Below are 12,538 nucleotides of genomic sequence, written 5' to 3' on the forward strand. Positions count from 1 at the left end.
CGTCCTGATCCAGAACATCACCATGCTCGAGGTCTGGAACAGCGTCCTCGCCCAGATCGAGGCGCTCACCGGGATCACCAGCTACGCCGTCATCTTCACCGTGGCGTTCGCCGTCGCCGTGTCGGTGCCCGTGGGCCTGCTGGCCCTGGCATCGCGCATCGCCGCCAGTCGGAACCTCGACGACACCAAGCTGAACTTCGCGCGGTTCGGGTATGCACTCATCCCCCTGGACGTCGCCGCGCACCTCGCGCACAACCTGTTCCACCTGCTCGCCGAGGGCGGGTCCGTCTACTACACCGTCGGCGCACTGGTCGGCGTCGGCGGCACCGGCGGCGACCCTGCCCTCATGAGCACGGGGGCCATCCAGGTCCTGCAGTTCGCCCTGCTCGCCCTGGGCGTCGCGGGCTCGCTCTACACGGCGCGACGCATCGCCCACCGCCGCTACCGCACCGCGAGCCGCCGCCGGTCGACCTTGATCCCCTACGTCGCCATCATCGTGCTGCTGGGCGCGATCAACGTGTGGATGTTCCTGCTGCCCATGGCCCACCGCATGTGACTCGCGGCCGTCCTCGCCAAGGAGGGCTTGACCTTCGACCCGAGTGGAAGGTTTACGGTCGCGGCATGAGCTACCGCATCGCTGAGGTCGCAGCCCTCGTCGGGGTGCCTGCCACGACGCTGCGCTACTACGAGGACATCGGGCTGATCGACCAGCCCGCCCGAGGCGGCAACGGGTACCGGTCCTACGACGACGCCGATCTCGCGCGGCTGCGGTTCATCACCGCGACCAAGAACCTCGGCATCCCGTTGGCCGACGTCGCCGAGCTGGTGAAGGCCTACGACGTCGAGGAGTGCTCGACCGTCGCCCACCAGGTCGTGGAGATGGTCGCCCGACGTCTGGCCGAGACCCAGGAGCGCATCGGCGAACTCGTGGCGCTGGCGGCCCAGCTGCAGACGGCCTCGGCCCGGCTGGCTGACGCACCGACGTCGGGTGCCTGCGGGGACGGGTGCCCGTGCGCGACCGCGGCACCCGCGCCCCTGGCCGATCGACGGACGTTCGTCCCGCTGACCCGCGCTCCGGTCGTCGCTGCACCGGATTCACCCGTCATCGCGTGCTCCCTCGACGCCGGCTCGGTGCCGGACCGGATCTCCGACTGGCAGGCGCTGGTCGCCCGGGCGGCGAGCCGCGAACCGATCACCGGCGGCGTCTCCCTGCAGTTCGTCGCCTCGCCCGAGCTGGTCGCGGAGATCGCACGGCTCGCCGCCGCCGAGCAGGACTGCTGCACCTTCTTCACCTTCACCCTGCAGATGACCACCGGCCACGTCCGCCTCGAGGTCCAGGCTCCCGACGCCGCCGCCGACGTCGTCGCGGCCATGTTCGGCACGGCTGCCTGAGCCGGCCCGCACGACCCCGACCGACACCCGAACCGTTCCGGTCGCGATCCGTCCTGCCTGAAACCACCGAGGAGATCCACGATGAGCACCCCGACCACCTACGACCACACGACCACCGGCAAGAAGAAGGGCCTCCTTGCCGGCATCGCCATCGCGGTGGCCTGTGCCGTCGTGTGCTCGCTGCCGCTGATCGCCGCCGGCGGTCTGGTCGCGGGGGTGGGGGCGTTCCTCCTCGGTGGGGAGGCCGTGGCCCTCGGGGTGGTCGTCCTCGTCGGTGTGCTTGTCGGAGCGGCGGTGTGGGTGCGGCGGCGTCGGGATACGGCGGCGGCAACCGCGTGCGGCACGGGGTGCGGGTGCGGCGGCCGCTGCTGACCTCGACCAACCATCGCCGGGCACGTCGAAGGACCGACCATTCCGCGTCAGCACACCGCGGCGGCGAGCGGACCCGCGCGAGACTGCTCCCATGACCCTGCTGCGCTCCCTGCTGCTGTTCGCCGTCGCGGCCGTTGCCGAGATCGGCGGCGCCTGGCTGATCTGGCAGGGCGTCCGCGAGCACCGCGGCGTGCTCTGGATCGGCGCCGGGGTAGTCGCCCTGGGTGCCTACGGGTTCATCGCCACGCTCCAGCCGGACGCGAGCTTCGGACGCATCCTGGCGGCGTACGGCGGGATCTTCGTGGCCGGCTCGCTGGCGTGGGGCATGGCCGTCGACAAGTTCCAGCCCGACCGCTGGGACGTCATCGGCGCGGCCATCTGCCTGCTCGGCGTCGCTGTGATCATGTACGCACCCCGGACCTGACCCGAGCCGGGCGCACAAGACAGCGCCGCTCGGTGCGCTGCAAGGGCGGGCCCGGATCTGCGGGCGCGGCGATCACGGGAGCGTCGACCGGAGAGACCTCGACGACCAGAGCCTGACACTCGCCTCGGCGGTCGTTCAGCCACGAGAAGGGCGTCGATCGGAGGGCGTTCCATACCTAGAGGCGCTAGGGTTTGATACCTAGCACATCAAGGTAGAGGAGCCGTCGTGCGCATCGACAAGGACCTGGTCGCCGCCTCGGCGACACCGCTCGTGCTCGGGATCCTCGCGGACGGCGACCTCTACGGGTACGCGATCCTCAAACGCGTCGGTGAGCTCTCCGGCGGGCGTATGCAGTGGACGGACGGAATGCTCTACCCGCTCCTGCACCGGCTCGAACGGCTCGGTCACGTGTCGTCGTCCTGGGGCACGTCGGAGTCGGGCCGACGCCGCAAGCACTACACGATCACCTCGACCGGCCGCGCGGCGCTCGCCGAGCGGCAGGCGCAGTGGACCGTCGTCGCGGACGCGCTCCGGCAGGTCTGGGAAACGGCGCCGCGGCCCGCGACGGTCGTCGAGGCGTGGGCATGATGGCGCACGACGACGAGCTCGAGGCCCAGGTCGACCGGTGGAGGGGCTACGTGCTCCGACGTCAGGTCATCTCGTCGGCCGACGTCGACGAGCTCGAGGACCACCTGCGGGGGCAGGTGGCCGACCTGCGGGCGACGGGGCTCGATGACGACGAGGCGTTCCTCGTCGCGATCAAGCGGCTCGGCAACGTGGACGCCGTGTCCCGCGAGTACGCACGTGAGCACTCGGACCGGTTGTGGAAGCAGCTCGCGCTGGTCCCCGACAGCACGCTCGGCGCCTCCGGCGCCCCGGCGCCGCGGTGGCGCGAGCTCGCGGTCGTGATCGCGCTCGCGGTCGGCGCGGGCGTCGCGGTGCGGGCCGGGATCGCCTGGTTCGACGACGAGGGTGCGCTCGCCCGCAACGTCGGCCTGCTCGTGGCGCCGTTCCTCGCCGCGTACCTCGGGTGGAAGCGCCAGGTCGGCGTGCGGACGGTCGCGGCGATCGCCGTGCCCTTCGTCGTGCTCGCCGTCGCGCTCAACGTCTACCCGTTCGTCCCTGAGGGATCGACCGAGGTGCTGGCGATCATCCACGCGCCGGTCATCCTGTGGCTGCTGGTGGGGCTCGCGTACGTCGCCGAGTCGTGGCGCTCCGACGGCCGACGCATGGACTTCGTGCGGTTCACGGGCGAGCTCGCGATCTACTACACGCTGCTCGCGCTGGGTGGCGGGGTCCTCCTGGGGCTCACCGCCGGGGTGCTGCAGCTCGTGGGCATCGACCCCGAGCCCGTGATCACCGAGTGGGTGATGCCGTTCGCCGTCCCCGGCGCCCTCGTCGTCGCTGCCTGGCTCGTCGAGGCCAAGCAGGACGTCGTCGAGAACATCGCGCCCGTGCTCACCCGGATCTTCACGCCGCTGACCATCGTCATGCTCGTGGCCGTCCTCGGGGCGCTGATCGCCTCGGGGGGCCTCGTCGAGGTGGACCGCAACCTGCTCATCCTCATGGACGCGATCCTCGTGCTGGTCCTGGCGCTGCTCCTCTACTCGATCTCGGCCCGCGACCCGCTGGCACCGCCCGCGCTCGCCGACTGGCTCCAGCTCGTCATGGTGGTGGCGGCCCTCGCGGTCGACGTCGTGATGCTGACCGCGATGCTCACGCGGATCGCGGAGTTCGGCACGAGTCCCAACAAGATCGCCGCGCTCGGGCTCAACCTGCTGCTGCTGGTGCACCTCGTGGTCTCGGCGTGGCGGAGCGCTCGTTTCCTGCGCGGTCACGGCACCTTCTCGGAGCTCGAGCGCTGGCAGACGCGGTACCTGCCGGTGTACGCCGCCTGGGCCGCGGTCGTCGTGATCGTGTTCCCGCCGCTGTTCGACTTCGCCTGACGCGCTGCACCGGAACCGCGTGGGTACGTGGAACCTTTCGCCGAGATGCTGCGTGTTGAGGGTGTGACGGTGACCGGGGACGCTGCAGCGGTGCTTGCCGAGGGCGACCCTCCGCGCGAGCACGGCGACGGTGAGGACTGGGTCCTGGTGGCCACGGGTGCCACCTACGAGGACGAGTTCGTGGCGTTCGTGGCGACGTCTCGGGACCCGCTGTTCCGCATGGCATACCTACTGTGCGGCGATCGGCACCGCGCCGAGGACCTGACCCAGCAGACGTTCGAGAAGACCTGGCGGTCCTGGCGCAGCGCGCGGCGCGGTGACCCGTTGGTGTGGGCTCGTCGGATCCTGGCCAACCAACGCATCGACTCCTGGCGCCGCACCCGCCGAGAGGTGCTGACCGGCCTCGAGCAGCCCGATGCCACGAGCCGCTCGTCGACGAGGGCGGTCGACGACCGCGACGCCGTGGTGCGCGCCCTGCTCCTGCTGCCCGTGAAGCAGCGCCGCGTCGTCGTCCTGCGGCACCTGCTCGACCTGTCCGAGGCGGAGGTCGCCGCCGAGCTGGAGATCCCGCTCGGCACCGTGAAGTCCTCAGCAGCGCGGGGCCTGTCCCAGCTGCGGCGCACGCTCGATGAGACACGATCGGAGGACTCATGACGCTCACGACAGATGAGGAGTACGCCGCCCGGCTGCGTACCTCGATGCGTCTCGACGAGCTGCACTCCGACGCGCGGCCCGAGCAGGTGCTCGTCGCCAGCCGTCGCGCTCAACGGCGGCGGGCGTTGCGGACCTCGGCCGTGGTGCTGTGCGGGGTCCTGGCCGTCGGGTTCGCCGGACCGGCCCTGGTGCAGGAGGTGCGTCGCGCTGCGGAGGCGCCGTCGGCGACCCAGCCGGAGGACGTCGAGGTCGTCATCGACACGACGGACGGCACCATCACCCTGCCCCTGGACCGGTACTTCCTCACCGAGACAGAACAGGCGGAGGTTCTCCACGCGAGCGCCCTCGCGATGCACGAGTGCGCCGCAGACCGCGGGTACGTCATCTCCGACGCCGCATCCATGGCCCTCCTGACGCCGTCGACGGAGCCCAACCCGATCGGTGACCGGCGGTTCGGGGTGTGGTGGATGCCGTCCGCAGAGACCTACGGGTACGCCACGTGGTCCACGCCCGGCAACGACTACGGGGTCGCCGACGCACTCTGGGGCGAAGCTCGGACCGATGAGCAGTGGGAGATCCTCGACGAGTGCGGCCGGACTCCCACGGTTCAGCAGTTCTGGCCGGACGCTGAGCTGGGCGAGCCGACGCCCGACTTCCAGAAGCGGGCGCTGGACAGCGGTGCCGGCCAGGCCGCGGTCCGCGACTGGGATGCCTGCCTCGCGACCCACGGGCTGCACGAGACGGGAGGGTGGGGCGTCACCGACGGCACGCGCAACTCGGGGGACACCCCTGCCGACAACGGCGAACCCCTCGGCCCCGACAGCGCCGTCATCGACGCTCAGTGCAAGGCGGACGTCGACCTGGTCGAGCGGCTCACGCAGATGGTCGCCGACCGGCAGGCACCGTTCATCGCGGCCCACCGTTCCGAGCTGACGGTCATCCGGATCGCGCTGGACGAGTCCCTGCGTCGCGCCCGGGCCTACATCGCCGAGCACGGCTGACCGGTTGAGTGGCGGACGTCCCGGCGGGTCGTCCGATTTTGCCCGCGGATCGGGGTGAAGAGTTCTACATTTCAGACATGGCAGACATCCTGTTGGGCATCCTGGCGATCGTCGCCGGGGGCGCCATGTTGTTCGCGGGGCAGTTCGTGCTGCGGCTCGTGCTCCCGATCTGGGGCTTCTTCGCCGGGTTCGCCTTCGGCGCAGGCCTCTTTGCCGAGCTCGCGGACGAGAGCTTCCTCGGCACCGCACTCGGCTGGGTCTCGGGGTTCGTCTTCGCCGTGATCTTCGCCCTGCTCGCCTACCTCTACTACGCGGTGGCCGTGATCCTCGCGATGGCGGCGTTCGGCTATGCGATCGGTGCGGGCCTGGTCGTCGCCCTGGGGATCGACTGGAGCTGGGTCGCGGTTCTCGTGGGCGTGGCCATCGGTGCGGTCTTCGGTCTGCTGGCGGTCGTCGGGAACATGCCGATGGTCGTGCTGGCCGTGGCCAGCTCCCTCGCGGGCGCCGTCAGCGTGGTCGCCGGCCTGATGCTGCTGCTGGGCACCCTGAACTCCGCCGACTTCTCCGAGGGCGGCTTCAGCAGCGCGGTCGACGCGAGCTGGGTGTGGTACGTGCTGCTGGTGGTGCTGGCCGTGGTCGGCTTCATCGTCCAGACCCGGCAGCGGATCGAGGTGCGCCGCACCGTCAACGAGGCCTGGTTGGCCGAGGCGCGGTGACCTGAGGGGGGCGGTCGGGTGAGTCAGCTCGGCGGGCCGAACGGGTTGTGCCCGGGCGGGAGCGGCTGCTGGGCCGGGGGCGGGTAGTACGCCGGGACCGGAGGCGCGGGGAACATCCCGTGCTGGTGCCACTTCCGCGTGAAGTGGAGGGCGACCAGTCCCAGTCCGAAGACCACCGGCGCGAGCACGAGGAGCAGAGCGCCGGCGCCGAAGCGGAACCCGTCGGTCAGGACCCCGTCCGTGGAGGTGATCGCGAAGGACTCGACACCTTCCCCGGTGCAGGTCAGGAGGTCCGGCTCCATCCACTCGGTGTTCCGGGTCGCGGCAAGGGGCACGAAGCTGCGCGGCGTCGCGTCGTAGGTGGTCAGGGTCTCGGCGACGCCGTCGGGGTGGGCGATGTCCAGGCGGCCTTCCCTCTGCTCGCCCGTGCTGTACACCCGGCTCTTCCAGGCGCACTCGACCGTGCCGAGGTCCACGGTGGCGGGGGTGGCCAGCACCATGAAGTTGCCGGGGCCGACGCCGTCGTCGACCGCCACCTCCTGGCCGGGGGAGAACTCCAGGCCGGGGTCGACGACCGCCTTGTCGGCGAACACGCCGGTACCCGTGACGAGCATGAGGCCGAAGGAGCCGAAGAGCAGGGCGCCGCCGAAGCCGACGACGATCCACATCCCGACGACGATCCGGAATCGTTCGGCGTTGTTGCGGACGTAGCCGGTGATGCTCACGGGGCGATTGTGCACGGTCGTGCCCGGCAGGTGGCCATGCACCGCACACGACTACGATCGAGCATGAGTAAAACGATTGCCAAGTCCGGGTTGTTGCGCCTGGGTGTGATGGCCACGTCGCGCAAGCCCGACGAGCGGCGGCTCCCGATCCACCCCGGTCACCTCGAGCGCATCGACGCGGACCTGCGGGCGCAGATGATCCTCGAACGGGGCTACGGCGCCCGTTTCGGCATCGCCGACGACCAGATCGCGCCGCTGGTCGGGCAGATGTCCGACCGCGACGAGGTCATCGCCCAGGCGGACATCGTGCTGCTGCCCAAGCCGCAGGCGTCGGACCTGGAGGATCTCCGCGACGGTCAGGTGCTGTGGGGGTGGCCCCACTGCGTGCAGGACCGCCGGATCACCCAGCTGGCGATCGACAAGCGGCTCACCCTGATCGCCTGGGAAGCCATGAACCACTGGCAGGCGGACGGCGGTTTCGGCCTGCACGTGTTCCACAAGAACAACGAGCTGGCGGGCTACTGCTCGGTGCTGCACGCGCTGCAGCTGTGCGGGTCGACCGGTGACTACGGGCGCAGGCTCAGCGCGGTGGTGATCGGGTTCGGCGCGACCGCTCGCGGCGCCGTCACGGCGCTCAACGCGCACGGGATCCACGACGTGCGGGTGCTGACCAACCGGGAGATCGCGGCCGTCGGCTCCCCGATCCCGTCGGTGGACATCATCCACTTCGACCACGACCCCGAGCACCCGTTCGAGAGCACGGTCACCACCGAGGACGGACCGGTGCGGCTCCCTGGGTACCTGGCCGAGAACGACATCGTCGTCAACTGCACGTTGCAGGACCCGAACGCGCCGCTGACGTACCTGCGCACCTCGGACCTGGGTGAGTTCCGGCCGGGCAGCCTCATCGTCGACGTGTCCGTCGACGAGGGGATGGGCTTCGGCTGGGCGCGGCCGACGGCGTTCGCGGACCCGATGTTCACGGTGGGTGACACGACGAACTACTACGCGGTCGACCACAGCCCGTCGCTGCTGTGGAACTCGTCGACGTGGGAGGTCAGCGAGGCGCTGATGCCGTTCCTGCGCACGGTGATGGAGGGCCCAGAGTCGTGGGCCTCGTCGGACACGATCCGGCGGGCGGTGGAGATCGAGGACGGTCAGATCCGCAACGAGGCGATCCTCACGTTCCAGGGCCGGTCCGCCGACTACCCGCACCCGGTGGCGTAGGGCCACGGAGGTGATGCCTCTGTGTGTCGTTGCCTTCTCCGGTGACACGTGTCACCCTATGGGAGCGCATCCACGGTCGCACCGACGCGGCCGACACCAGACCCACGCGCGTACGAACGAAGGACATCGGCAATGGCGTCGCAGACAATCACGCCCGCACCCACGGACGAGCCGGGCATGATTCCGGATGTGCCTGACGCCCCCAAGTCCGGGCTCGTCGACCTCGACGGACGACGCTTCTACCGGATCACGTCCTTCGACGACCTGCCGCCGTTCTTCATGACGCTCGTCGGCGCGAGCGACCTGTGGCTGTTCGTCTCGAGCACCGGTGGCGTCACCGCGGGCCGCGAGCAGGCCGACCGCGCGCTGTTCACGTACACGACCGAGGACAAGGTCGCCGCGGGCGCCGGCCGGACCGGCGGGCTCACGCTCCTGCGCGTCGCCACGGCCGACGGCACCGTGTTCTGGCAGCCGTTCGCGCCGCGCCGGCCAGGCGACCCGGACGCCGAGCGCCACCTCTACAAGGACCCGCTCGGCACGACCCTCGTGTTCGAGGAGACCCGGCCGGACCTGGGCCTGCGCGTGCGCGTGACGTGGCAGACCGCCGCCCGCTACGGCATCGTGCGCGAGGTCGAGGTCGCCTCGACGACCGACCGGCACGTCCGCGCCGAGGTGCTCGACGGCTTCGTCGACCTGCTGCCCGCGGGCGTCACCGTGCAGACGCAGGGCGAGCTCAGCAGCCTGCTCGACGCGTACAAGCGTGCCGAGGTCGACGCCGCGACCGGCCTCGGGCTGGTCTACCTGAACTCGACGCTCACCGACAAGGCCGACCCCAGCGAGTCGCTGTCGACGACCGTCGCCTGGCAGGTCGGGCTCGACGACGTCGACCACCTGCTGTCCGTGCGGCAGGTCGGCGCGTTCGCGACCGGCTGCCCGGTCGTCGCGGAGCACGAGGTCCGCGGCGAGAAGGGCGCGTACCTGGTCCGCGCGCGCCTCACGATCGCCCCCGGCGAGCACCGACGCTGGAGCGTCGTCGCCGACGTCGACCAGAGCGCCGCCGACGTCGTGCGCCTCCAGACCCAGCTCGCCGACCCCGCCGCGGCCGCCGCTGCGCTCGCCGCGGACGTGGAGGGCACCCGCGCGCACCTCGACCGGCTCGTCGGGACCGCCGACGCCGCGCAGGTCACGGGCGACGAGCTCGCCACCGCCCACCACCGCGCGAACGTGCTGTTCAACGTCATGCGCGGCGGCATCCTGGTCGACGGGTACGCCGTCCGCACCTCCGACCTGCGGGCCTTCGTCGGCCAGCGCAGCCCGCGGACCGCGTCCCGCAGCGGTGCGTGGTTCGACGCGCTCGCCGCGACCGAGCAGCTGGACGACCTGGTCGAGCGGGCCGACGCGTCCGGCGACCCGGACCTGCTGCGGCTGGTGCGCGAGTACCTGCCGTTGACGTTCAGCCGCCGGCACGGCGACCCGAGCCGCCCGTGGAACAAGTTCGCGATCGCCCTCACCGACGCGAACGGCGAGACGCGCGTCGACTTCCAGGGCAACTGGCGGGACATCTTCCAGAACTGGGAGGCGCTGGCCTTCTCGTTCCCGGAGTACGTCGAGTCGATGGTGGCGGTGTTCCTCGACGCGACGACGGCCGACGGCTACAACCCGTACCGCATCTCGCGCTCCGGCATCGACTGGGAGGTGCCCGAGCCGTCGAACCCGTGGGCGAACATCGGCTACTGGAGCGACCACCAGGTGATCTACCTGGTCAAGCTCCTGGAGGCGTCGCGCCGGTTCCACCCGGGTCGCCTGGAGGCGCTCGTCGACCGGGCCGTCTTCACGCACGCCGACGTGCCGTACCGCATCGCGACCTACGACGAGACGGTCGTCGAGCCGATCGCGACGATCGCGTTCGACACCGCGACGGAGGAGCGCGTCGAGTGGCGCGTCGCGACCGAGGGTGCCGACGGGAAGCTCGTGCACGGGCCCGACGGCGACCTGGTGCGCGTGTCGCTCGGCGAGAAGCTGCTCCTGACCATCCTGGCGAAGGTGGTCAACCTGGTGCCCGACGGCGGCATCTGGATGAACACCCAGCGCCCCGAGTGGAACGACGCCAACAACGCGCTCGTCGGCAAGGGCCTGTCGGTCGTCACCCTCGCCTACCTGCGCCGCGCCCTGAGCCTGGCCCGGGACCTGCTGGCCGACGACCTCACGGTGACGAGCGAGCTCGCGGGCCTGCTCACCGACGTGCACGCGGCGCTCGACGAGCACATCGAGCAGGCGGGCACCGGGTTCGACGACCGGGGCCGGCGCTCCGTCATGGACGCCCTCGGCGCAGCCGGCACGGCGTACCGCACGCGCGTCTACGCCGGGTTCAGCGGCGCGCGCACCGGGGTGCCGGCGGCGGCGGTGCAGGAGTTCCTCGCGCACGCTCAGGTCTACGTCGACGCCGCGCTGCGCGCCAACCGTCGCCACGACGGTCTGTTCCACGCGTACAACCTGCTCGACCTGCGCTCCGGGGCGGCCATCGGTCGCCTCCAGGAGATGCTCGAGGGCCAGGTCGCGGTGCTGTCGTCCGGCCTGCTGACCCCGGCGGAGGCACTGGGCCTGGTCCGGGCCCTGCGCGGCAGTGCGCTCTACCGCGCGGACCAGCACTCCTACCAGCTCTACCCGGACCGCGAGCTCCCGACGTTCCTGGGGCGCAACCTGATCACCGCGGAGCAGGCCGCGTCAGCGCCGCTGCTGGCGGCCCTCGTCGCCGCAGGGGACACGTCGCTCGTGCTGCGCGACGTGCGCGGCGACCACCGGTTCGCGCCCGGCCTGCACAACGCGCGCGACCTCGACGCCGCCCTCGACGCGCTGAGTCGCCACGTCCCGGGCGTGGCCGACGGTCGCCAGGCCGTTCTCGACGTGTTCGAGCAGGTGTTCCGGCACGCCGAGTTCACCGGTCGGTCGGGGTCGTTCTTCGGGTACGAGGGACTCGGCAGCATCTACTGGCACATGGTCTCCAAGCTGCTGCTCGCCGTGCAGGAGAACCACGAGCGCGCGGTCGCGGAGGGCGCCGACGCGGCCGTCGTGGCGGGCCTCGCCGACGCCTACGAGGACGTCCGCCTCGGCCTCGGCTACTGCAAGAGCCCCGACGTGTACGGAGCGTTCCCCGTCGACCCGTACTCGCACACCCCCGCAGGCAAGGGTGCCCGGCAGCCCGGCATGACCGGCCAGGTCAAGGAGGAGATCCTCACGCGGCTCGGCGAGCTGGGGCTGCGGGTCGAGGGCGGGCGGATCGTGCTGCGGCCGGTGCTGCTGCGCGCCGACGAGTGGACCACGACCCCGACGACGTTCACGTTCCACGACGTCGCCCAGCAGGAGCGCGTCCTCGCACTGCCCGCGGGGTCGCTCGCCTTCACGTTCTGCCAGGTGCCGGTGGTCTTCCGCCGCGTCGCCGTCGGTGCGGCGCTGACGGTGGTCGCGCACCTCGCCGACGGCACCCGGGTCGAGGGGGTCGACGGCGCGCTCGACACCGACGTGAGCGAGCGGGTGTTCCGGCGCACGGGCGAGGTCGTCCGCGTGGACGTGGAGGTGCTCGGGTGAACACGGGCACCTGAGCCGGTGGATGGTGGGCGGCCGCCGTACGGTGGGCCCGTCACACGCCGTGTGCGACGACGAGAGGCCTGCGATACCCATGACCGAGCCGAAGAGCTACATGTACGTCGCGTTCCCGGACCGGTTGGTCATGACGGACAACCTCCTGCTCGTCACGGATGCGGCCGCCACGGCTGTCACCGCGTTCACCGTCCAGTCCAAGAACGCGTCCGTGGCATTCGTCAGCATCCTCGGCGACGACGAGGACGGGACCCAGGCGGCGCGACGGTGGGTCGGCACGTACCACGCGTCCGGCGCGTTCATGGTGAGTGCCTGGCTCGCCGGCCAGCACCTCGACACGAACGACCCGGCGAGCGTCCGCACGTTCGCGCCCGGCGCCTGGTCGTCGGTGGCCGTCGGCTCGGTCGCGCAGGTGTGGTCGACCGACGGCATCGACGCGGGCGACGTCGTCCGCGTGGAGACGGATGCTCCCGTCCGCTGACGC

12 protein-coding genes and 1 pseudogene are annotated in these 12,538 nt (G+C 71.2%); 12 read left to right on the forward strand and 1 reads right to left on the reverse strand.

Annotated features, from left to right (window positions below; genetic code table 11):
• From HP550_RS16145 to HP550_RS16185, 9 genes and pseudogenes are all read left to right on the forward strand, one after another.
• Nucleotides 1–556 (forward strand): annotated as a pseudogene (locus HP550_RS16145) (4Fe-4S binding protein); the annotation flags it as partial.
• A gap of 65 nt (nucleotides 557–621) precedes the next feature.
• Complete coding sequence (locus HP550_RS16150) at nucleotides 622–1,392, forward strand: MerR family transcriptional regulator (protein ID WP_175348717.1); 771 nt, start codon at nucleotides 622–624, stop codon at nucleotides 1,390–1,392.
• Nucleotides 1,393–1,473: 81 nt separating this feature from the next.
• Nucleotides 1,474–1,764, forward strand: a complete 291-nt coding sequence (locus HP550_RS16155; protein WP_175348718.1) for a hypothetical protein — start codon at nucleotides 1,474–1,476, stop codon at nucleotides 1,762–1,764.
• A 91-nt stretch (nucleotides 1,765–1,855) separates the two neighbouring features.
• On the forward strand, nucleotides 1,856–2,188 hold the full coding sequence (locus HP550_RS16160; protein ID WP_175348719.1) for a YnfA family protein: 333 nt from the start codon (nucleotides 1,856–1,858) through the stop codon (nucleotides 2,186–2,188).
• 225 nt (nucleotides 2,189–2,413) lie between these two features.
• The gene (locus tag HP550_RS16165; RefSeq protein ID WP_175348720.1) at nucleotides 2,414–2,776 is read left to right on the forward strand and encodes a helix-turn-helix transcriptional regulator; all 363 of its coding nucleotides are present in this window, start codon (nucleotides 2,414–2,416) and stop codon (nucleotides 2,774–2,776) included.
• Nucleotides 2,773–4,134: a permease prefix domain 1-containing protein gene (locus HP550_RS16170; RefSeq protein WP_246280947.1), complete on the forward strand. Its 1,362-nt coding sequence runs from the start codon at nucleotides 2,773–2,775 to the stop codon at nucleotides 4,132–4,134. Before HP550_RS16165 ends, HP550_RS16170 begins: the two co-directional genes overlap by 4 nt.
• Before the next feature lie 69 nt (nucleotides 4,135–4,203).
• The gene (locus HP550_RS16175) at nucleotides 4,204–4,788 is read left to right on the forward strand and encodes a SigE family RNA polymerase sigma factor (protein WP_343048218.1); all 585 of its coding nucleotides are present in this window, start codon (nucleotides 4,204–4,206) and stop codon (nucleotides 4,786–4,788) included.
• Nucleotides 4,785–5,789 carry a hypothetical protein gene (locus tag HP550_RS16180; protein WP_175348722.1) on the forward strand — a complete coding sequence of 335 codons (1,005 nt, stop codon included), beginning with the start codon at nucleotides 4,785–4,787 and terminating at the stop codon, nucleotides 5,787–5,789. The genes HP550_RS16175 and HP550_RS16180 overlap by 4 nt, the downstream gene beginning before the upstream one ends.
• A 77-nt stretch (nucleotides 5,790–5,866) precedes the next feature.
• Nucleotides 5,867–6,505 carry a DUF4203 domain-containing protein gene (locus tag HP550_RS16185; protein WP_175348723.1) on the forward strand — a complete coding sequence of 213 codons (639 nt, stop codon included), beginning with the start codon at nucleotides 5,867–5,869 and terminating at the stop codon, nucleotides 6,503–6,505.
• 23 nt (nucleotides 6,506–6,528) lie between these two features.
• On the opposite strand, the gene HP550_RS16190 is transcribed toward HP550_RS16185, so the two are convergent.
• Nucleotides 6,529–7,230, reverse strand: coding sequence for a hypothetical protein (locus HP550_RS16190; RefSeq protein ID WP_175348724.1), 702 nt, complete (start codon nucleotides 7,228–7,230; stop codon nucleotides 6,529–6,531).
• A 63-nt stretch (nucleotides 7,231–7,293) separates the two neighbouring features.
• On the opposite strand from HP550_RS16190, the gene HP550_RS16195 reads away from it, so the two are divergent.
• From HP550_RS16195 to HP550_RS16205, 3 genes are all read left to right on the forward strand, one after another.
• Nucleotides 7,294–8,457, forward strand: a complete 1,164-nt coding sequence (locus HP550_RS16195) for a N(5)-(carboxyethyl)ornithine synthase (protein ID WP_175348725.1) — start codon at nucleotides 7,294–7,296, stop codon at nucleotides 8,455–8,457.
• Between the two features lie 132 nt (nucleotides 8,458–8,589).
• Nucleotides 8,590–12,042, forward strand: a complete 3,453-nt coding sequence (locus HP550_RS16200) for a hypothetical protein (RefSeq protein WP_175348726.1) — start codon at nucleotides 8,590–8,592, stop codon at nucleotides 12,040–12,042.
• Between the two features lie 91 nt (nucleotides 12,043–12,133).
• Nucleotides 12,134–12,535: a hypothetical protein gene (locus tag HP550_RS16205; RefSeq protein ID WP_175348727.1), complete on the forward strand. Its 402-nt coding sequence runs from the start codon at nucleotides 12,134–12,136 to the stop codon at nucleotides 12,533–12,535.
• Nucleotides 12,536–12,538 lie beyond the last annotated feature (3 nt).

Origin of the sequence: Cellulomonas humilata, assembly GCF_013359775.1 — a bacterium.
In the GTDB taxonomy this organism is placed as follows: Bacteria; Actinomycetota; Actinomycetes; order Actinomycetales; family Cellulomonadaceae; genus Cellulomonas; species Cellulomonas humilata.

Bases quoted from the DNA above. Each gene is read 5' to 3' on its own strand.
- HP550_RS16150 (WP_175348717.1), top strand. From the start codon at position 622: ATGAGCTACCGCATCGCTGAGGTCGCAGCCCTCGTCGGGGTGCCTGCC.
- HP550_RS16155 (WP_175348718.1), top strand. From the start codon at position 1,474: ATGAGCACCCCGACCACCTACGACCACACGACCACCGGCAAGAAGAAG.
- HP550_RS16160 (WP_175348719.1), top strand. From the start codon at position 1,856: ATGACCCTGCTGCGCTCCCTGCTGCTGTTCGCCGTCGCGGCCGTTGCC.
- HP550_RS16170 (WP_246280947.1), top strand. From the start codon at position 2,773: ATGATGGCGCACGACGACGAGCTCGAGGCCCAGGTCGACCGGTGGAGG.
- HP550_RS16180 (WP_175348722.1), top strand. From the start codon at position 4,785: ATGACGCTCACGACAGATGAGGAGTACGCCGCCCGGCTGCGTACCTCG.
- HP550_RS16185 (WP_175348723.1), top strand. From the start codon at position 5,867: ATGGCAGACATCCTGTTGGGCATCCTGGCGATCGTCGCCGGGGGCGCC.
- HP550_RS16195 (WP_175348725.1), top strand. From the start codon at position 7,294: ATGAGTAAAACGATTGCCAAGTCCGGGTTGTTGCGCCTGGGTGTGATG.
- HP550_RS16200 (WP_175348726.1), top strand. From the start codon at position 8,590: ATGGCGTCGCAGACAATCACGCCCGCACCCACGGACGAGCCGGGCATG.
- HP550_RS16205 (WP_175348727.1), top strand. From the start codon at position 12,134: ATGACCGAGCCGAAGAGCTACATGTACGTCGCGTTCCCGGACCGGTTG.